This window comes from Streptomyces physcomitrii (assembly GCF_012273655.1).
Lineage (GTDB): Bacteria > Actinomycetota > Actinomycetes > Streptomycetales > Streptomycetaceae > Streptomyces > Streptomyces physcomitrii.
Window position 1 is genome coordinate 44,845 of record NZ_JAAWWP010000026.1, and the last position, 18,172, is coordinate 63,016.

Consider the following 18,172-nt stretch of genomic DNA (forward strand, 5'->3'; position numbering starts at 1 on the left):
CCGTCGAGGAGGACCGGATGGAGAAGGCGGCACGCGGTGCCCCCGGCCTGCCCGCACCCGGCGCCGCCCCGGCGCCGCCCGGCCTCCCCCCGGCGGGCACCGGCCAGGTCCCGGCCCAGCCTGGCCCCGAGGCCGGCCGCGCCCCGGCCGCCAGGGCCGCCGCCCCCGCCTTCCGCCCCCCGGCTCCCGGCCGCCCCGCCGGGGAGCCGCCGCGCCCGGTCGTCACCCGCTCCTCGGTGCGCGGCCAGGTGCTCGCCGGGCTCCGTATCGCGCTCGTGGAGGGTGAACTCCTCGCGGGCGAGGTGTACTCGGCGCCCGCCCTCGCGGAGCGCTTCGGGGTCTCGGCCACGCCGGTGCGCGAGGCCATGCAGCAGCTCGCCGCCGAGGGCGCCGTCGAGGTGATGCCCAACCGCGGATTCCGGGTACTGCGGCGCAGCCCGCGGGAGTTGACCGAACTCGCCGAGGTGCGCGCCCTGATCGAGGTGCCGGTCATGCTGGACCTCGCGCGGACGGTTCCCCCCGAGGGCTGGAGCGCGCTGCGTCCCAAGGCGGAGGCGACCGTACGGGCCGCCGCCGAGGGGGACTTCGCGGGTTACGCCGAGTGCGACCGCGCCTTCCACCGCGCCGTGCTCGCGCTCAGCGGCAACCAGCAACTGGTGCAGGTGGCCGAGGACTTGCACCGGCGCTCCCAGTGGCCCCTCGCGGGCGGCTCCACGCCGCGCGGCCGTGCCGACCTGCTCGCGGACGCCGCCGAGCACACCGCGCTCCTCGACGCCCTCGTGGCCCGCGATCTGTCCGTGGTGCAGTCGCTGGTGCGCGAGCACTTCGCGGGCGCGCGCGACTGAACGCGCCTGCCCGGGGCGCGCCCGTTGCCCCCGCCCCGCCTACGCGTGAGTAGAACTCGCCGGTATCCCTGACGTGCACCTCGGTGACCGGCGCGAATTCCGTGACGCGCAGGGTCTTGCGGGAGCTTCCGGCGAGGAGTACGAATACCCGGACCTGAGCGTTGTTCATGTTGCCGGTGCGGTCAGCGCCGCTCACCGGTACGAGGGGGGATCCCTGTGTCCTCGGCCGCCTGCCGCCCATGTCGGCACGCGGCCGATTTTACGGCAACTCCCTTGTTCCCGCGTGCAGTTGATGTGCCGTCACCCCCCCACGTCCGACAGGAGAGACACATGGACCCAGAGGCAGGGCAGGGGCGCAGCAGGCGTACGGTCCTCAAGGCCGGGGCGGTCGCCGGGATCGGGGCCGCCGCCGGGGGGTACGCCGCCGCGCACCCGGCGAGCGCGGCGCCCCGCGCCGCGGCGGCGGAGGGCTATCTGATCGGCCGGGGCATCGCGGACGCCACCGGTGAGGTGGCCGAGGTCGGGATGATGGGCTACGGCCGCGCCGACCAGCAGGCCGAGGGGCTGCACACCCGGCTGCGCGCCCGCTCCTTCGTGGTCGTGGACCAATCCACCGGCAAGCGGGTCCTGCTCTGCGTGGTCGACTCCCCGATGATCTTCGAGAGCGTGCACCAGGCCGTACTGCGCGGGCTGCGCGAGCGCTTCGGCGAGCTGTACACCCAGCAGAACGTGATGCTCACCGGTACCCACACCCACGCCGGCCCCGGCGGCTACTCGCACCACTTCCTCTACAACGCCACCACCTTCGGCTTCCACCAGAAGACCTTCACGGCGGTCACCGACGGCATCCTGGAGTCCGCCGAACGCGCCCACGCCGATCTCGCCCCCGGCGAACTCTTCCTCAGCCACGCGGAGTTGAAGGGCGTCAGCGCCAACAGGTCAAAGGTCGCCTTCGACCTCAACAAGGACGACATCAAGGCCCACTTCCCGGACGCGGTCGACCCCCACTCCTCGCTGCTGCGCCTCGCCCGCGAGGGCCGCACCGTCGGCGCCGTCAACTGGTTCCCGGTGCACGGCACCAGCATGTCCGGCGACAACCGCCTCATCAGCGCCGACAACAAGGGCTACGCCGCCTACCACTGGGAGCGCGAGGTGGAGGAGGTCGACTACCTCGCCGACACCGACCCCTCCTTCGTGGCCGCTTTCGCCCAGACCAACAGCGGCGACATGTCGCCCAACACCGACCTCCGACCCCCCACCACCCCCGAGGACTTCGCGCACACCCGGCAGAGCGGACTGCGCCAGTACGAGGCCGCCGCGGGCCAGTTGGCCAAGGGCCGCAGGCTCAGCGGCGCGGTCGACGCCCGGCTGGTCTACATCGACCTCTCCGACGTCGAGGTGGCCCCGGAGTTCACCGGCGACGGCCGCGCCCACCGGACCTCGCTGCCCTGTATCGGCGCCTCGATGGCCGCCGGGAGCCTGGAGGACGGCCCCGCCTTCCCCGGCTTCGAGGAGGGCGAGAACCCCTTCTGGGACGCGATCTCCGACTCCCTGATCTACACCGCCTCACCCGAGCTGAAGCAGGCGCAGGCGCCCAAGGACATCTTCGTACCGGTGGGCGAGGTCAACAAGATCTACCCCTGGGTGCAGGAGCAGGTCCCGGTCCAGCTGGTGCGCATCGGCGGCCTCTACCTGATCGGCATCCCCGGCGAGGTCACCATCGGCGCCGGGTACCGGCTGCGCACCGCCGTCGCCGCGATCGTCGGCGCCGACCTCGACGACGTCCTGGTCGCCGGGTACGCCAACTCCTACTTCCACTACGTCACCACCCCCGAGGAGTACGACTCCCAGCAGTACGAGGGCGGCAGCACCCTCTTCGGGCGCTGGCAGCTGGCCGCGCTGACCCAGACCGCCGCCCAGCTCGCCACCGCCCTGCGCGAGGGGAAGGAGCTGCCGCCGGGCCCCGGTTCACCCGACCTCTCGGGCAAGCAGCTGGTGCTCCAGCCGGGCGTGGTCCTGGACGCGCCGCCGCTGCTGAAGCACTTCGGCGACGTGCACGTCCAGCCGCGCGAGAACTACACCGCGGGCGAGCAGGTGGAGGTGGTCTTCGCCGGTGCGCATCCGGGCAACGACCTGCACCGCGGCGGGAGTTACCTCGAGGTGCAGCGGCTGGAGGGCGGCGACTGGCGCACCGTCGCCGACGACGGGGACTGGTCCACCAAGTTCCGCTGGCAGCGGGACGGGGTCGCCGCCTCGAAGATCACGGTCACCTGGGACATCCCGGCGGGCACCCCCGCGGGCCGCTACCGGGTGCGCTACCACGGCGAGGCGAAGCCGCTGGCCGGGAAGATCGAGTCCTTCACCGGGACCTCGGCCCTCTTCCAGGTGCGCTGAGCCGCCCGCCCCGACCCGGGGCCGCCCCGCCCCGGCGGCCCCGCCCGCTCCGGTACCGTCCCGGCCCCCCGTACGGGACGGTACCGGAGCACTTCTCTGCCCGGCGGCACCCGAAGGCGGCCCGGCGGGCACCCGAAGGCCGCTCGGCGGGCGGTCAGGCGGGCGTTCAGGCGGCGGGCTGCGCCAGTTCCCCCGCGAGCCACACCGGCACCCCGCCGAGCAGCCGCAGCAGCCGCCCGGCCTCGGCGCGCAGCCTGCTCGCCTCCGGCTCCGGCTCGACCCCGGCGAGGGCGGCGAGGGCCGGCGCCGCGCCGATCAGGTAGCCGAGCTCCTCACGTATCCGCAGGGACTCCGCGAAGCCGTGCCGGGCCTCCGTCAACTCGCCCTCGTGCAGGGCGATTCCGGCGAGGTGGCGCCAGGTGAAGGAGAGCAGCAGCGCGTCGCCGCGCGCCCCGGCGGCCGCGTGGGCGCGGCGGTAGGCGGCGCGCGCGGACTGCCGGGAGTCGGCGAGGTTCTCGGCGACCAGACCCCGGCGGAAGTCGAGCAGCGCCCGGCCGGGGGAGCCGGGGGCGAGCAGCGCCGCGGCCCTGCCGAGCGCGGCGCGCGCCTCGTCGGCGCGGTCGCGCACCCCCATCAGCGTGGCCGCGTAGGCGAGATGGCCGCGCTCGCAGGCGGCGGCGCCGCGCTCCTCGTCGCTGCGCGCGGCGGCCTCGGCGAAGCGGAGCGCGTCCTCGGCCTCGCTCCAGCCCTGCCGGGTGTACAGGCAGCGCTCGACGAGCAGCGCGGCGCGGTGCAGGGCGGCGTCCGCCCGCAGGGCCGCCGAGGGTTCGAGCAGGGCCGCGGCGTCCGTCCAGCAGGCGCGGGAACGCAGCCGCCATACCGCGGTCTGGAGTGGATCGTCGCTTGCGGTCGTTCCCTCGCCAGACACGGCGGTGTCCGCCACGTTGCCCTCCCGAACGCGTGCCTCGTCATTGAGTCGTGGCGGCATCTCAGCACGGAAGAGCGGCCGGGGCCAAGAGGCTGGGTGAAAGAATTCACAAAGTATGCGGCCGGGTCCGGTGGACGGCGGGAATCAACTCATGCGCAGCGCGAGGAAGAAGTCCAGCTTGTCCTCCAGGCGGGAGAGGTCCCGGCCGGTCAACTGCTCGATCCTGCCCACCCGGTAGCGCAGCGTGTTGACGTGCAGATGCAGCCGGGCCGCGCACCGCGTCCAGGAGCCGTCGCAGTCCAGGAAGGCCTCCAGGGTGGGGATCAGCTCCGCGCGGTGGCGGCGGTCGTAGGTCCGCAGCGGGTCGAGCAGCCGGGCGGTGAAGGCGCGCCGTACGTCGTCGGGGACGAAGGGCAGCAGCAGGACGTGCGAGGCCAGCTCCTGGTGCCCGGCGGCGGTGACCCGGCCCGGGCGGGCGGCGGCCACCCGGCGGGCGTGCCGCGCCTCCTCCAGGGCGCCGCGCAGCCCCTCCGCGGAGTGCACGGCGGCGCTCACCCCCATCGTCAGGCGCCCGTCCTCGGCGAGCCCGGCCGCCAGCGGTTCGCGGACCGCGGCGAGCAGCGGCTCCGCCTGGAGGGCCGTGTCCGCGTCCTCGCCGCCGCGGCCGGGCAGCGGGACCAGGGCGACGGCCTCGCCGCCGGTGTGCGCCACCGCGATCCGGTCGGCCCGCTCCGCCGTCGCCGAGGGCGCGTCGAGCAGCATCTCCTCCAGGAGCGCCTGCGCGGCGGCCCCGTGCGCGCCCTCCTCGTCCGCGCCCTGCTCCCCGGCCGCCCGCCAGTCGATACGGGCCACCACGACCTGCCAGTGCGGCGCCGCCCCGACCCCCGGCAGCAGCACGGGCGCGGCGACCCGCAGCCGGGCGGCCGTCTCGGCGGGCGGGGCGCCGGACTGGACCAGTTCGAGGACCTCCTGCGCGAGGCGGCGGCGCACGGTGCGGGCGGCGTCCCTGCGGTCGCGCTCCACGGCGATCAGCTGGGTGACCCCGTGCAGCAGGTCCAGGCGCTCGGCGGGCCAGTCCGCGGTCTCCGCCTCCACCGCGAGCAGCCAGTCGGAGAGCACGCTCTCGCGTATGTCCCGCCCCGCCGCGTCGCTGCCGCGCACCGGGAAGAGCGCGTAGGCGGTGCCGTCCACGGTGACCCGGTGCGGCGGCCGGGACCCGGCGCGGGTGGCCGCGAGGTGCGCGGTGGCCAGCCGGGCGCAGGTGCCGGCGTCCAGGGCGGGTCCGCCGGGTCCCGAGCCCGCGAGCAGCCGGCCCGCGGGGGAGAGCACCCAGGCCCGCAGGTCCAGGTCGGAGCCGAGCAGGTCGAGGACGACCTGGGGTCCGCCGCCCGCCGGGCCCGGGCTCATCAGGCGCCGGTGCCGGTCCACCACGGCGGCCAGGTCCCCGGCCCGCTCGCCGGAGACCTGCCGTACGACGTGCTCGGTGACGGTCGCGAAGGCCACCGACTCGTGCACCGCGAAGAGCGGCAGCCGGTGCCGGGCGCAGGCCTGCACCAGGTCCTCGGGGATGTCGCCGAGTTCGGCCTCGCCGACGGCGAGCGCGGCCGCCTTCGCGGCGGCGAGGATGCGTACGAAGGGCTCGGAGTCGGCGGGCGTGCGCCACCAGGCGAGGCCGGTGAGGACCAGCTCGCCGCCGGAGAGGTAGCGGCTGGGGTCGCGCAGGTCGGTCGTCATGACCCCGCGGACCGTGCGCTCCAGCTCGGCGCCGCCGCCGAGCAGCCGCAGTCCGAGCGCGTCGGTGTCGAGCAGAGTGCGCAGCCGCATGCAGGTGCCGCCGATCCGTGTCGAGGTCTCGCCGGCAGGAGGGGGAGCCCGCGTGCCGGTGCCGCGGGCGGGGCCGGCGCGTCGTTCATACGAATCTACAAGATGCCGCCGCTGGCCAGCCAACTCCTTCGGGGCTTCGGTGACTGACCCCGGCGGAGTACACCGCGGTGTACTGGAGGGACCTCGTGTGCACACATCCGAGGGACCGGGCAGCGGTCCGCCGCCCGCGGCGGACACCCCAGGAAGCGAGCGGCTGATGGAGTTCCTGCGTCCCACGAGCTGGTCCGAGGCGCTGGCCGCCAAGGCGGCGCACCCCGAGGCGGTCCCCCTCGCGGGCGGCACCGATGTGATGGTCCAGCTCAACTTCGACCACCTGCGGCCCGCGCACCTGCTCGACCTCGGCCGGGTCGCCGAGCTGGGCACCCACGAGCGGGACGGGGCGCAAGTGCGGATCGGCGCCTCGGTGCCGTACACCACCCTGATCGAGGAGCTGCGGGAGGAGCTGCCCGCGCTCGCCCTCGCCGCGCACACCGTCGCCTCCCCGCAGATCCGCAACCGCGGCAGCGTCGGCGGCAACCTCGGCACCGCCTCGCCCGCCGGTGACGCGCACCCGGCGCTGCTCGCGGCGGGCGCCGAGGTGGAGGCGGAGTCGGTGCGCGGCCGCCGCCGCATCCCGATCGACGACTTCTACACCGGGGTCAAGCGCAACGCCCTCGCCCCCGACGAACTCATCCGCGCGGTACGCGTCGACCGGGCCACCGGGCCGCAGCAGTTCGCCAAGGTCGGCACCCGCAACGCCATGGTGATCGCGGTCTGCGCCTTCTCCCTCGCCCTGCACCCCGACCGCAGGAGCGTCCGCACCGGCATCGGCTCGGCGGCGCCCACCCCGGTGCGGGCCGGGGCCGCGGAGGACTTCCTGACCGCCGTCCTCGACGAGCACCGCTGCTGGGAGACCGGACGGCCGCCGCCCCCGTCCGCGGCGGCCCGCTTCGCGCAGCTGTGCGCCGAGGCCTGCCGCCCCATCGACGACGTACGCGGCACCGCCGACTACCGCCGCCACGCCGTCGCCGTCCTCGCCCGCCGCACCCTGCACTGGACCTGGACGTCCTACGGCGAGCGCGCCCGCAGCACCGAGGGAGCAGCCTGATGCGAGTGAACCTTGTGGTCAACGGGCGCCGCCAGGAGGCGGACGACGTCTGGGAGGGCGAGAGCCTGCTCTTCCTGCTGCGCGAGCGGCTCGGCCTGCCGGGCGCCAAGAACGCCTGCGAACAGGGGGAGTGCGGCTCCTGCACGGTCCGCCTGGACGGCGTCCCGGTCTGCGCCTGCCTGGTCGCCGCGGGCCAGGCCGAGGGCCGCGAGGTGCTCACCGTCGAGGGCCTCGCCGCCCGGCACGCGGGCACCCCCGGCGCACCGACCGGCGCCGAGGAGGCCGCCCGCTGGCGGGCCCGCCCGGCGGACTCGGCGGCCCCGCTCGCCCCCGTGCAGCAGGCCTTCCTGGACGCCGGGGCGGTGCAGTGCGGCTTCTGCACCCCCGGGCTCCTGGTCGCCGCCGACGAACTCCTGGAGCGCGAGCCGAGCCCCAGCGACGCCGACATCCGCGAGGCGCTCTCCGGCAACCTCTGCCGCTGCACCGGCTACGAGAAGATCATGGACGCGGTGCGCCTGGCGGCCGCCCGGCAGAGCGAGGCGGGCTGAACCATGGCGACCCGGGCGACGAAGACCACCGACACCACCTGGCTGCGGCCCACCGGCACCCCCGGCGGCATCGGCGAATCCGCGCCGCGCCCCGACGGCACCCTGAAGGTCACCGGGGAGTTCGCCTACTCCTCCGACATGTGGCACGAGGACATGCTCTGGGGCCGCCTGCTGCGCGCCCCGCTCGCGCACGCGGAGATCGTCTCCCTGGACACCACCGAGGCGCTCGCCCTGTCCGGGGTGCACGCCGTGCTCACCTACGAGGACCTGCCGGCCCCGGTCCGCCACTACGGCCTGGAGATCCAGGACACCCCGGTGCTCGCCCGCGACCGGGTCCGCCACCACGGCGAGCCGGTGGCCCTGGTCGCCGCCGACCACCCCGAGATCGCCCGCCGCGCGGCCGCCCTGATCCGGGTCGAGTACCGCGAACTCCCCGTCGTCACCGACGAGTCGAGCGCCACCGCCCCCGGCGCCCCGGTCCTGCACCCCGACCGCGAGGACCCGCACGCCCCCCATGTGCCGCACCCGAACATCCTGCACCGCCAGCCCGTGCTGCGCGGCGACGCGGAGGCGGCGGCCGCCCGCGCCGATGTGATCGTGCGCGGCGACTACGAGTTCGGGATGCAGGACCAGGCCTTCCTCGGGCCGGAGTCGGGGCTCGCGGTGCCGGACGAGGACGGCGGCGTCGACCTGTATGTCGCCACCCAGTGGCTCCACTCCGACCTGCGGCAGATCGCGCCGGTGCTCGGACTGCCCGAGGAGCGGGTGCGGATGACGCTCGCCGGGGTCGGCGGCGCCTTCGGCGGGCGCGAGGACCTGTCCATGCAGATCCACGCCTGCCTGCTCGCGCTGCGCACCGGGCGCCCGGTGAAGATGGTCTACGACCGCTTCGAGTCCTTCTTCGGCCATGTGCACCGCCACCCGGCCCGGCTGCACTACGAGCACGGCGCCACCCGCGACGGCCGCCTCACCCACGTCCGCTGCCGGATCGTCCTGGACGGCGGCGCCTACGCCTCCACCTCGGCCGCCGTGGTCGGCAACGCCGCCTCCCTCGCGCTCGGCCCGTACGCCGTCGAGGACGTCGCCCTCGAAGCGCTCGCCCTCTACACCAACAACCCGCCCTGCGGGGCGATGCGCGGCTTCGGCGCGGTGCAGGCCTGTTTCGCCTACGAGGCGCAGATGGACAAGGTGGCCGCCGAACTCGGCCTGGACCCGGTGGAGTTCCGCCGGATCAACGCCATGGAGCAGGGCACCGTCATGCCCACGGGACAGCGGGTGGACTCGCCCGCCCCGGTCGCCGAACTCCTGCGCCGGGTCAAGGCGCGCCCGCTGCCGCCCGCCGAGCCCTGGCGGTCCGAGGGCGCGGACGGCCCCGACATCCGGCTGCTGCCCGGCGGCCTGTCCAACACCACCCACGGCGAGGGCGTGGTGCGCGGGGTGGGCTACGCGGTCGGCATCAAGAACGTCGGCTTCTCCGAGGGCTTCGACGACTACTCCACCGCCCGGGTCCGCCTGGAGGTGCTCGGCGGTGAACCCGTGGCCACCGTGCACACCGCGATGGCCGAGGTCGGCCAGGGCGGCGTCACCGTGCACACCCAGATCGCCCGTACCGAACTCGGCGTCCAGCGGGTGGCCCTGCGCCCCGCCGACACCGCCATCGGCTCCGCCGGGTCCACCTCGGCCTCCCGTCAGACCTACGTCACCGGGGGAGCGGTCCGCGAGGCCTGCGTCCAGGTCCGCGCGGAGGTGCTCGCCCGCGGGCGGCGGCGCTTCGGCGACCGGCACCCCGCCTGGTCCGGCCCCGGCCTCGGCCTGGACGGCGGCAAGGTGGTCACCGCCGAGGGCGAGGTGCTCGCCGCGGTGGCGGACATCCTCGGCGAGGAGGCCGTCGAGCAGGAGGTGGAGTGGCGCCACAGGCCCACCCGTCCCTTCGACCGGCACTCGGGCCAGGGCGACGGCCATGTGCAGTACTCCTTCGCCGCGCACCGGGCGGTCGTCGACGTGGACACCGAACTCGGCCTGGTACGGGTGGTGGAGCTGGCCTGCGCCCAGGACGTCGGCAAGGCGATGAACCCGCAGGCCGTGGTCGGGCAGATCCAGGGCGGCACCGTGCAGGGCCTCGGCATGGCGCTGATGGAGGAGATCCTCGTCGACCCGGCCACCGCCCAGGTGCGCAACCCCTCCTTCACCGACTACCTGATCCCCACCATCCTCGACACCCCCGAGCTGCCCGTCGACGTCCTCGAACTCGCCGATCCGCACGCCCCCTACGGGCTGCGCGGCGCGGGCGAGGCGCCCACCCTCTCGGCCACCCCCGCCGTGCTCGCCGCGGTACGCGCCGCCACCGGTCTCGCCCTCACCCGGACACCGGTGCGTCCCGAGCACCTCACCGGCTCCGGCTGACCCAGACTCGGGACCCGGCCCTCGTACCGACGGGAGAAGCAGATGCTCGACATCGCCGCGGACCTTGCCCGCTGGACCGCCGAGAAGCGCGCGTTCGCGGTGGCCACGGTGGTCGCGGTGCGCGGCAGCGCCCCGCGCGGCCCGGGTGCCGCGCTCGCCGTCGACGCGGCGGGCACCGCGCTCGGCTCGGTCTCCGGCGGCTGCGTCGAGGCGAGCGTCTACGAGCTGTGCCGCGAGGTCCTGGACACCGGGGTGCCGGTCCTGACGACCTTCGGTTACGCGGCCGAGGACGCCTTCGCCGCGGGGCTGAGCTGCGGCGGCGAACTCGACGTCTTCGTGGCGCCGCCGCCCGCCGACCCCGCGCAGCGCGAGGTGTTCGCCGCCGCCTACCAGGCCGGGGCCGCCGGGGCCGGCGCCGCGCTCGCCCAGGTCACCTCGGGGCCGCCGGAACTCCTCGGCCGGGCCCTGCTGCTGCGCCCCGGGGGCGAGGTGCTCGGGGACCTCGGCGGCGGGGAGGCCTTCGCGCGCGGCGCCCTCGCCGAGACCCGCGCCCTGCTCGACGCGGGCCGCACCGCCACCGTGGTCACCGGCGCCGAGGGGGAGCGCTGCGGGGAGCCGGTGACGCTCTTCGTGGAGTCCGCCACGCCGCCGCCCCGGCTCCTGGTCTTCGGCGCCATCGACTTCGCGGCGGCGCTGGTACGGGCCGGGAAGTTCCTCGGCATGCGGGTCACCGTCTGCGACGCGCGGCCGGTCTTCGCCACGCCCGCCCGCTTCCCGGAGGCGGACGAGGTCGTCGTCGAGTGGCCCGACTCCTATCTCGCCCGCACCGCCACCGACGCGCGCACCGCGGTCTGCGTGCTCAGCCACGACGCCAAGTTCGACGTCCCGCTGCTCGCCCTCGCCCTGCGCAGGCCGCTCGCCTACGTCGGCGCCATGGGCTCGCGCCGCACCCACCTCGACCGGCTCGGCCGGCTGCGCGAGGCGGGGCTGAGCGAGGCCGAACTCGCCCCGCTGCGCTCGCCGATCGGGCTCGACCTCGGCGCCCGCACCCCGGAGGAGACCGCGCTCTCCATCGCCGCGGAGATCGTCGCGGCCCGGCACGGCGGCAGCGGCCGGCCGCTCACCGGGGCGCACACCCCGATCCACCGCGAGGTGCCCGGCACGGGGAGCGTCCTCACCGGCTGAGGGCGGTTCTCCCGTCGACTCCTTGCCGCCGGGCAATAGTTGCGCGATAAACCGGGAGTGCGCGTGTGCGGGGCGCGGCGAGAAAGCGTGGATTCTGTGTCCATATTTCGAGGCCGGGAACCGGACCCTGTTTTCCCCGTCCTACTCGGGAACGTTTCTGCGCGCCGTGCCGGGTGATCCGGGCCGTTTTCGACGGAGAGAAAAGGAGAAAGGCGGACACCGTGCCGGAGCGTGTGTGATGGCACACACCCGCAGGATGAAAGGGGCAAACACCTTGAAAATAAACGCATTTCGAATGGCCGACACAGAGGCCGCCCACGCGTAATGAACGTGTTACGCCGATGTGGGTGTGGTGTCACAGTGGCGAGTGAGGCTAACGTTGCTGCCCGTCACCACCGGGTGTGGTGACCGAGACACCACAACCAGACGGTCCTCCCCCCACAATCCGAACAGGATGGGACCACTCAGATGCAGAATCCACTGGAGCGCGCACGCGCCCTCCGGGGGCCTGTCGTTTCACGCCTCGGTGAGTTGAGGCGTGCGGTGAAGCGCCGGTCCCCGCACCTCGTGCACGCGGGCCCACGGCCCGGCGGGCCGGGCGATGCCGCCCAGGCCCCGCCGCGGACCGCGGCCTGCGCGCGTCCGACCGGGGCGGCACCCCGCAAGGCCTGCTGCCGCGACCGCTCGGCCGCGCGCGGCGCGCAACTGCGGCTCTCCGGCGGCCCGGTGCTCCGTGCCGTACGCGAGTTCCTCGCCCGCACCGCGGCCCCGGGCAGCGCCGCCCCCCACCACTGCCCCTCCTGCCGCACCCCGAGGGACGGGCGAAGAAGCAGACCCCGTACCACGCGCTGAGGCACCCAGCCGGGCGCCCGGGCCACCGACCCCGACCCACTCGGTGAGCCCGCCCCGTCGCCGCTGTCGACGACGGCCCCGCCGCACCCCCTGACCCCGGATGCGGCCCGCTCGCCCGGCCCTCGCGCACCCGACGGACACCGCAAACACGGCCGAAGCCCGGCAGCGCCGGAGCATCCGGTGCCTCCCGCCCGCGGGAGCACGCCCGGTACCCCCACAGCCGAGCGGCCCCGCACTCCGTTCCTCCCGGCACCCCCCACATGCCGGTGAGCGCGGTGCAGGAGAGCGCACTCTCCGGGCCTGACGGACTTCGGCGACCGACGTACGGAAGGAATCCAGGTGCTCACTTCGCACCAGTCCGGTCCCCAGACGGCCGCTCCCGCCGCACCCCCGGCACCCCGCCCCCGGCGGGACGGCGGCTCCCAGGCGGGCAGCGTGCTCGCCGTCGGCTTCCCCGGCCCGCGCATGGAGCGCGTGGTCCAGGGCCTCGTCTCCACCGGGCACGAGGTCCGCCAGGCCGTACCGGGCCAGATAGGACCGCAGTTGCAGCAGGCCCCGCCCGACGCCATCGTGGCGCTCGGCGCGCGGCAGCAGGGCATCGAGGTCGTACGGGAGGTGCGCGCCGCCCCCGCCGGACGCGCCCTGCCGCTGCTCGTGCTCAGCAAGGACCCGGGGCCCTCCGAGGTCGTCGACGTCCTCCAGCACGGCGCCGACGACTGCCTGCCCGAGTCCGCCGACCCCTTCGAGCTCGCGGCCCGTATCGAGGCCAAGCGGCACCGGGTGCCGGTGCCCGTGGAGAGCCTGCTGCTCGACCCGCGCACCGGCCTCTACTCGCGCTCGCACTTCCTGGACGAGCTGAGCAAGGAGCTGGGCAGGCCCGCCTCCGGCCGCAAGGGCGGCATCGTGGCCGTGGTCGCCGTCGCCGAGATGGCCGCCCTGGAGACGCGGCTCGGCCCGCGCGTGCGGCGCGAGGTCGCCGAACGCCTCGCCGGGGTCGCCGAGAAGATCGGCAGCGCCTGGGACCGCTTCGGCTGGGACGAGTCGGGCCATCTGCTGATCCTGATGCCCGGCGTCGACGAGGAGAGCGCGCGCCGCGGCCTCCAGCAGTTCGCCAGCGCCGCCGCCGGCACCCGCTTCGTGGTCGCCGACGAGAACGTCCGCCTGACGCCCGCCATCGGCTGGCAGCCGCTGACCGCCGCCCCCGAGGACCCCGAACTCGCCGTGGAGCAGGCGCTCGACGCCACCGCGGAGGCGCTCAGCCACCGCGATCTGCGGCCCGTGATGTACGTCCCCTCGATGCGCGGGCCCCGGCACCGCAGGCACTCCGGGATACGCGGCGTGCGCGCCCTGCTGAACGCGCTCTCCCCGCTGGTCGTCCTCCTGGTCGGGGTCGGCCTGCCCTTCCTCGTCTACACCCAGACCTACCGGCTCGGCTTCGACCTCGGCTCCGCCATGTACTGGGTGGTGGTCGCGGGCCTCATCGTCTCCGCGCTGCTGATCATCGTGGAGTGCCTGTTCTCGCTGGACGCGCCGCCGCGGCCCAGCAAGCCGGGCCAGCCCTATCCGCCCGCCAGCGCCGTGATAGCCGCGTACCTCCCGAACGAGGCCGCGACCATCGTCGACACCGTCGAGTCCTTCCTGGCCCTGGACTACCCCAACCACCTGGAGGTGGTCCTCGCCTACAACACCCCGCACCCGCTGCCGGTCGAGGACACCCTGCGCGAGATGGCCCGCCGCGACCCGCGGCTCGTCCTGATGGAGGTGCAGGGCAGCACCTCCAAGGCGCAGAACGTCAACGCGGCCGTCACCCGGGTGCGCGGTGAGTTCGTCGGCATCTTCGACGCGGACCACCACCCGGCACCGGACTCCTTCCGGCGCGCCTGGCACTGGCTCTCCAACGGCTACGAGGTGGTCCAGGGCCACTGCGTGATCCGCAACGGCGACAGCTCCTGGGTGGCCCGGATGGTGGCCGTCGAGTTCGAGGCCATCTACGCGGTCAGCCACCCCGGCCGCACCCGCCTGTACGACTTCGGCGTCTTCGGCGGCTCCAACGGCTTCTGGCGCACCGACGCCCTGGCCCGCACCCGGATGCACGGCTCGATGCTCACCGAGGACATCGACTCCACCATGCGCGCCCTCAAGGAGGGCACCCGCTTCACCGTGGACCGCACCCTGGTCTCGCGCGAACTGGCGCCCACCAACCTCACGTCGCTGTGGAACCAGCGCTCCCGCTGGGCCCAGGGCTGGCTCCAGGTCTCCCTCAAGCACCTGTGGCAGGCGCTGCGTTCCCCGGTCTTCACCCGGCGGCAGAAGCTCGGCCTGCTGGTCCTGCTCGGCTGGCGCGAACTGCAGCCCTGGCTGACCCTCCAGATGCTGCCGGTGCTCGGCTACGCCGTCTGGAAGGAGGGCGGCCCGGCCGACCTGGACTGGGCGGTGCCGATCTGCCTGCTCGCCATGGTCTTCACGCTCTCCGCGGGCGTCATCCAGGCGGCCTTCGCCTGGCGGCTCGCGATACCCGAACTCAAGCGCCGCCGCCGGTGGTTCTGGACCTACATGCTGCTGACCACCGTCTTCTACACCCACTTCAAGAACATCCTGGCCCGGCACGCGGCCCTGAAGGAGGCGCTCGGCGAGCGGCAGTGGCGGGTCACCCCGCGCGCGGCCGCCGCGAAGGCGGGTGAGCGGGCGTGACGACCGCCACCGGCACGGCCACCGGCGCGGCACCGCCCCGGGCCAAGGCGGACTCCGGTCCGAAGGCCCCCGGCCCGCGCGGCAAGGCCGACGAGATCCAGGGCTTCCGCGGCATCGCGGCGCTCAGCACCGTGGTCTTCCACGTCTGGCAGCTCTACTACCGCTACGACGCGAGCGGTTCCCACCCGCCCATCGAGAACAAGTACATCGGCTCGCTGATCTCCCTGGAGGTCATCGACTTCTTCTTCGTGACCTCCGGCTACCTGCTGACCATCGCCTACGCGCGGGCGGCGATCGACGGCGGCTCCACCCGCCCCGCGGGGGACTTCCTCTTCCGCCGCGTGATCAGGATCGTGCCGCTGTACTTCCTCGCGGTCCTCTTCGTCTGGTCGACCCGCAACTCCAGCCTGCCCGGCAACTGGCTCGACCTGCTCGAACACCTCACGTTCACGCATGTCTTCGACCGGGAGCAAATCTTCTTCACCCTGGGCCCGGCCTGGTCCCTGTCGCTGGAGGTCGTGTTCTACCTGTTCCTGGTCATCGCCGGGCCGCTCGCGGTACGCGCCTGCAAGCATCTGCGCGCCCGCGCCACCCGGATCGCCTTCTGCCTGGGCGCCTGTGTGCTGCTCTTCGCGGCGCCGGTGGCCTGGATCTCGTACGCGCACTGGGTCCTGGAGATCCCGCACACCGACTGGCCGGTCTACTTCGGTCCGCAGGCCCGGTTCGGCGGCTTCGCCGCGGGCATGGGGCTCGCCGTGATCATGGTGGCGCTCGGCAACCGGGGGCTGCTGCGCGGCCGTACCTCGATCCTGCTGTCGGTGCTGGCGCTCGGCGGGGCGTACTGGCTGTCCTTCGTCTCCAAGCCGGAGAACGTCACCTTCACCTTCTACCACCCGCTCACCAGCCTGATGTGGACCGTGCTGATGTACAGCGTCGTGCACACGGCCGCTACCATCCGCTGGCACGCCCTGCTGCGCGTGCGCTTCCTCGGCTACGCGGGCCTGGTCAGCTACAGCCTCTTCATGTGGCACGAGCCCGTGATGCTGTGGATGAACGACTCGGGCCTGCTGCCCGGCTCGCAGAACCTCTACCCGCTCGGCGCCCTGATCGTCGTCGTCTGCGCCTTCGCCGCGGCCGTCGTCAGCTACTGGGTCATCGAGTATCCGTGCAGCATGCTCGCCAAGCTGCGCGACAAGTCCGGCGGCAAGCGCGACTTCTACCCGGAACTCGTGCGGTAGCACCGCCGGTCGCCCTCTGCGAAGGGGGCGCCGAGGCGCCCGTGAGGGCGTGCGGTCCGGCCGATGGTCCGCGTACCTGCTGGTACGCGGACCATCGGCGTATGCGGCGGGGATAGCCGGCCCGAGGCGGGGTAGCCGGTGGGGACCTTCGAGTTGTCAGGAGAGAACGTGTCGTCATCGCTTGCCGAAACCGTGGACATCGAGGCACCTGTCGAGGTCAGCTGGGCACTGTGGAGTGACGTCACCCAGTGGCCGAAGTTCCTCAGCCACGTCCGCCTGGTGGAACCCCTGGACGCCCGGCGCTTCGCCTGGCAGCTCTCGCTGCCGGGCGCGGACAAGAACTTCGTCGCGGAGCTGACCGAGGTCCTGCCGCACGAGCGCATCGCCTGGCGGACGATCGAGGGTGTCCACCACGCCGGAGTCGTCACCTTCCTGCGCCTCAGCGACACCGCCACCCGTATCAGCCTGCAGATCGACTACGACCCGCACGGCTTCGTGGAGCACCTGGGCGCGCTGACCAACCTCGACTCGGTCCTCGCCCACCACGACCTCGGCGAGTTCCGCGACCTCGCCGAGACGGCCGCCGCCCGGTCCTGAACGCACCATCGACGTCGAGGAGTTGCTGTGACCACATTCGTCATCACCGTTCCCGGTACCTTCCTCAAGGAGCTGACCGGCCCCGCGCGCGCCGAACTGCTCAGGGGCCTGCGCCCGAGAGACCCGCAGCGCACCGAGCTGGGCGCCGAGGAGGATCTGGACATCCTGACGGTGCGCGAGGGCGGCACCTTCAGCCTGCACCTGGAGGTCGAGGCGGAGAACGCGCACGCCGCGGAGACCGCGGCCAAGGAACTCGCCGCCCGCGCCCTCGCGGACATCGGCTTCACCGAGGAGGAGGCCCCTCTCGGGCCGACCGCGGTCACCGGTATCGACAACGACGCTTGAGCGCGCCTCGGGCCGTAGCGGCCCACCGCAGACGGGAGCCGCCCCTCACCGCAGGGGCGGCTCCCGTCTGCTCCCGCCGGCTGTTCGGACCGACTGCTCAGACCTTGCGCCACTTGGCGCTGAGGAAGGAGAAGACGCCGAAGGCCACGAGGCCCACCGCGATCAGGGCGAGCAGCCAGGGCCCGGCCGGCATCTCCACGAAGGACCGCAGGGTGTCGTCCATGCCCTTGGCCTTGCCCGGCTCGTGCTCGAATGCCGCCCGTATCGCGAAGCCGCCCGCGCTCGCGAAGAGCACCCCGCGCGCGACGCCGCCGACCACCCCGGTGATGTCCACGGCCCGCCGGACCTTGCGGGACATCTGCGAGAGCTTCAGGTGCTTGTGGAACTTGCGCAGGGCGGCGCGCACGCCGATGGTCACGCCGATCCCGACCACCACCGCACCGGCCAGACCGACGATCCACTGGCCGCCCGGCCACTCCAGGGCCCGCGCGGTCACGTCCTGCGACTGGTCGTCGCTCTGCCCGCTGCCGCTGCTCTTGCTGCCGACCGCGTAGGAGAGCACCGAGTAGCAGACGAAGGCGTAGAACACGCCCCGCACGGCGGCCAGTGCCCGGCCGCGGGCCTTGTGCTCGGTGCCGGTGGTGGCGAAGGCCGCCTCCGAGAAGCGCCACAGCGCCATCCCGCCGAGCGCGATGCCCAGCGTCCACAGCAGGACGCTGCCGAAGGGCTGGCCGGAGAGTTCCTTGAGGGCGCCGCCGCGGTCGGCCTGCTTGCCTCCGCCGTCGGCGAAGGCGATGCGCAGGGCCAGGACCCCGATCAGGAGGTAGAGGGCGCCGCGGGCCGCGAAGCCCGCCCGGGCACCGGTCCTGACCGCGGTGCTGTCCGCCGCTCTCCGCGCTTGGGAATGGGCACGTCTGCTGGATGATCTCGCCGTCTTCATCTCTCCCGGATGCCCCCGATTCCGGCCCGGACACGCGGCCCGGTCTCACCCTCCCGGCCGCACCCCCGGGTGCGCCGGTAGCGCCTGCCACCGGGCGGCCGCCGCCCGCGTGCCCCTCCCTCCGGTCGCAGACTCGGCGCGCGGGCCTGAGCCTGGAGGGGATCCGCGCGGCCGCGCGGTACGGCGCCCGCCGGTCCGCGACCGGAACGAGCGGCCCCGAGGGAGCAGCAGCAGA

Annotated in this window: 13 protein-coding genes; 10 read left to right on the forward strand and 3 right to left on the reverse strand. The window is 74.1% G+C overall.

The genetic code is table 11. The features are described from left to right. Nucleotides 1–17 precede the first annotated feature (17 nt). Together HFV08_RS28360 and HFV08_RS28365 are read left to right on the forward strand one after the other, a co-directional pair. Entirely contained in the window at nucleotides 18–845 is an 828-nt protein-coding gene (locus tag HFV08_RS28360) for a GntR family transcriptional regulator (protein WP_168543307.1), read from the forward strand. A 330-nt stretch (nucleotides 846–1,175) separates the two neighbouring features. Further along, nucleotides 1,176–3,239: a neutral/alkaline ceramidase gene (locus tag HFV08_RS28365; protein ID WP_168543308.1), complete on the forward strand. Its 2,064-nt coding sequence runs from the start codon at nucleotides 1,176–1,178 to the stop codon at nucleotides 3,237–3,239. A 166-nt stretch (nucleotides 3,240–3,405) separates the two neighbouring features. On the opposite strand, the gene HFV08_RS28370 is transcribed toward HFV08_RS28365, so the two are convergent. Together HFV08_RS28370 and HFV08_RS28375 are read right to left on the reverse strand one after the other, a co-directional pair. Next, nucleotides 3,406–4,182, reverse strand: coding sequence for a hypothetical protein (locus tag HFV08_RS28370; RefSeq protein WP_168543309.1), 777 nt, complete (start codon nucleotides 4,180–4,182; stop codon nucleotides 3,406–3,408). A 129-nt stretch (nucleotides 4,183–4,311) separates the two neighbouring features. Continuing rightward, nucleotides 4,312–5,991 (reverse strand): PucR family transcriptional regulator, encoded by a 1,680-nt coding sequence (locus HFV08_RS28375; RefSeq protein ID WP_168543310.1) that lies wholly within the window; start codon nucleotides 5,989–5,991, stop codon nucleotides 4,312–4,314. 256 nt (nucleotides 5,992–6,247) lie between these two features. Between HFV08_RS28375 and HFV08_RS28380 the strand changes: the two genes are divergently transcribed. The 8 genes from HFV08_RS28380 (at nucleotide 6,248) to HFV08_RS28415 (ending at nucleotide 16,997) form a co-directional block, all read left to right on the forward strand. Beyond that, nucleotides 6,248–7,138 (forward strand): FAD binding domain-containing protein, encoded by an 891-nt coding sequence (locus tag HFV08_RS28380; RefSeq protein ID WP_168543327.1) that lies wholly within the window; start codon nucleotides 6,248–6,250, stop codon nucleotides 7,136–7,138. After that, the gene (locus HFV08_RS28385) at nucleotides 7,138–7,686 is read left to right on the forward strand and encodes a (2Fe-2S)-binding protein (protein ID WP_168543311.1); all 549 of its coding nucleotides are present in this window, start codon (nucleotides 7,138–7,140) and stop codon (nucleotides 7,684–7,686) included. Before HFV08_RS28380 ends, HFV08_RS28385 begins: the two co-directional genes overlap by 1 nt. A gap of 3 nt (nucleotides 7,687–7,689) precedes the next feature. Continuing rightward, nucleotides 7,690–10,089 (forward strand): xanthine dehydrogenase subunit D, encoded by a 2,400-nt coding sequence (pucD, locus tag HFV08_RS28390; protein ID WP_168543312.1) that lies wholly within the window; start codon nucleotides 7,690–7,692, stop codon nucleotides 10,087–10,089. Between the two features lie 42 nt (nucleotides 10,090–10,131). After that, nucleotides 10,132–11,274 carry an XdhC family protein gene (locus HFV08_RS28395; RefSeq protein WP_168543313.1) on the forward strand — a complete coding sequence of 381 codons (1,143 nt, stop codon included), beginning with the start codon at nucleotides 10,132–10,134 and terminating at the stop codon, nucleotides 11,272–11,274. Between the two features lie 1,191 nt (nucleotides 11,275–12,465). Then, nucleotides 12,466–14,817 carry a glycosyltransferase gene (locus HFV08_RS28400; RefSeq protein ID WP_312885867.1) on the forward strand — a complete coding sequence of 784 codons (2,352 nt, stop codon included), beginning with the start codon at nucleotides 12,466–12,468 and terminating at the stop codon, nucleotides 14,815–14,817. After that, a complete protein-coding gene (locus tag HFV08_RS28405; protein WP_168543314.1) occupies nucleotides 14,814–16,055 on the forward strand; it encodes an acyltransferase family protein in 1,242 nt (413 codons plus the stop codon). Before HFV08_RS28400 ends, HFV08_RS28405 begins: the two co-directional genes overlap by 4 nt. A gap of 168 nt (nucleotides 16,056–16,223) precedes the next feature. Then, on the forward strand, nucleotides 16,224–16,652 hold the full coding sequence (locus HFV08_RS28410) for an SRPBCC family protein (protein ID WP_168543315.1): 429 nt from the start codon (nucleotides 16,224–16,226) through the stop codon (nucleotides 16,650–16,652). Nucleotides 16,653–16,679: 27 nt separating this feature from the next. After that, nucleotides 16,680–16,997: a hypothetical protein gene (locus HFV08_RS28415; RefSeq protein WP_168543316.1), complete on the forward strand. Its 318-nt coding sequence runs from the start codon at nucleotides 16,680–16,682 to the stop codon at nucleotides 16,995–16,997. 97 nt (nucleotides 16,998–17,094) lie between these two features. Here HFV08_RS28415 and HFV08_RS28420 read toward each other — a convergent pair whose 3' ends face one another. Then, entirely contained in the window at nucleotides 17,095–17,937 is an 843-nt protein-coding gene (locus tag HFV08_RS28420; protein WP_168543317.1) for a DUF1206 domain-containing protein, read from the reverse strand. Nucleotides 17,938–18,172: the final 235 nt, after the last annotated feature.

What these genes read in the sequence shown, in the direction of transcription:
- HFV08_RS28360 (WP_168543307.1), top strand. Translation starts at nt 18, where the DNA reads ATGGAGAAGGCGGCACGCGGTGCCCCCGGCCTGCCCGCACCCGGCGCC.
- HFV08_RS28365 (WP_168543308.1), top strand. Translation starts at nt 1,176, where the DNA reads ATGGACCCAGAGGCAGGGCAGGGGCGCAGCAGGCGTACGGTCCTCAAG.
- HFV08_RS28375 (WP_168543310.1), bottom strand. Translation starts at nt 5,991, where the DNA reads ATGCGGCTGCGCACTCTGCTCGACACCGACGCGCTCGGACTGCGGCTG.
- HFV08_RS28380 (WP_168543327.1), top strand. Translation starts at nt 6,248, where the DNA reads ATGGAGTTCCTGCGTCCCACGAGCTGGTCCGAGGCGCTGGCCGCCAAG.
- HFV08_RS28385 (WP_168543311.1), top strand. Translation starts at nt 7,138, where the DNA reads ATGCGAGTGAACCTTGTGGTCAACGGGCGCCGCCAGGAGGCGGACGAC.
- pucD (WP_168543312.1), top strand. Translation starts at nt 7,690, where the DNA reads ATGGCGACCCGGGCGACGAAGACCACCGACACCACCTGGCTGCGGCCC.
- HFV08_RS28395 (WP_168543313.1), top strand. Translation starts at nt 10,132, where the DNA reads ATGCTCGACATCGCCGCGGACCTTGCCCGCTGGACCGCCGAGAAGCGC.
- HFV08_RS28420 (WP_168543317.1), bottom strand. Translation starts at nt 17,937, where the DNA reads ATGAAGACGGCGAGATCATCCAGCAGACGTGCCCATTCCCAAGCGCGG.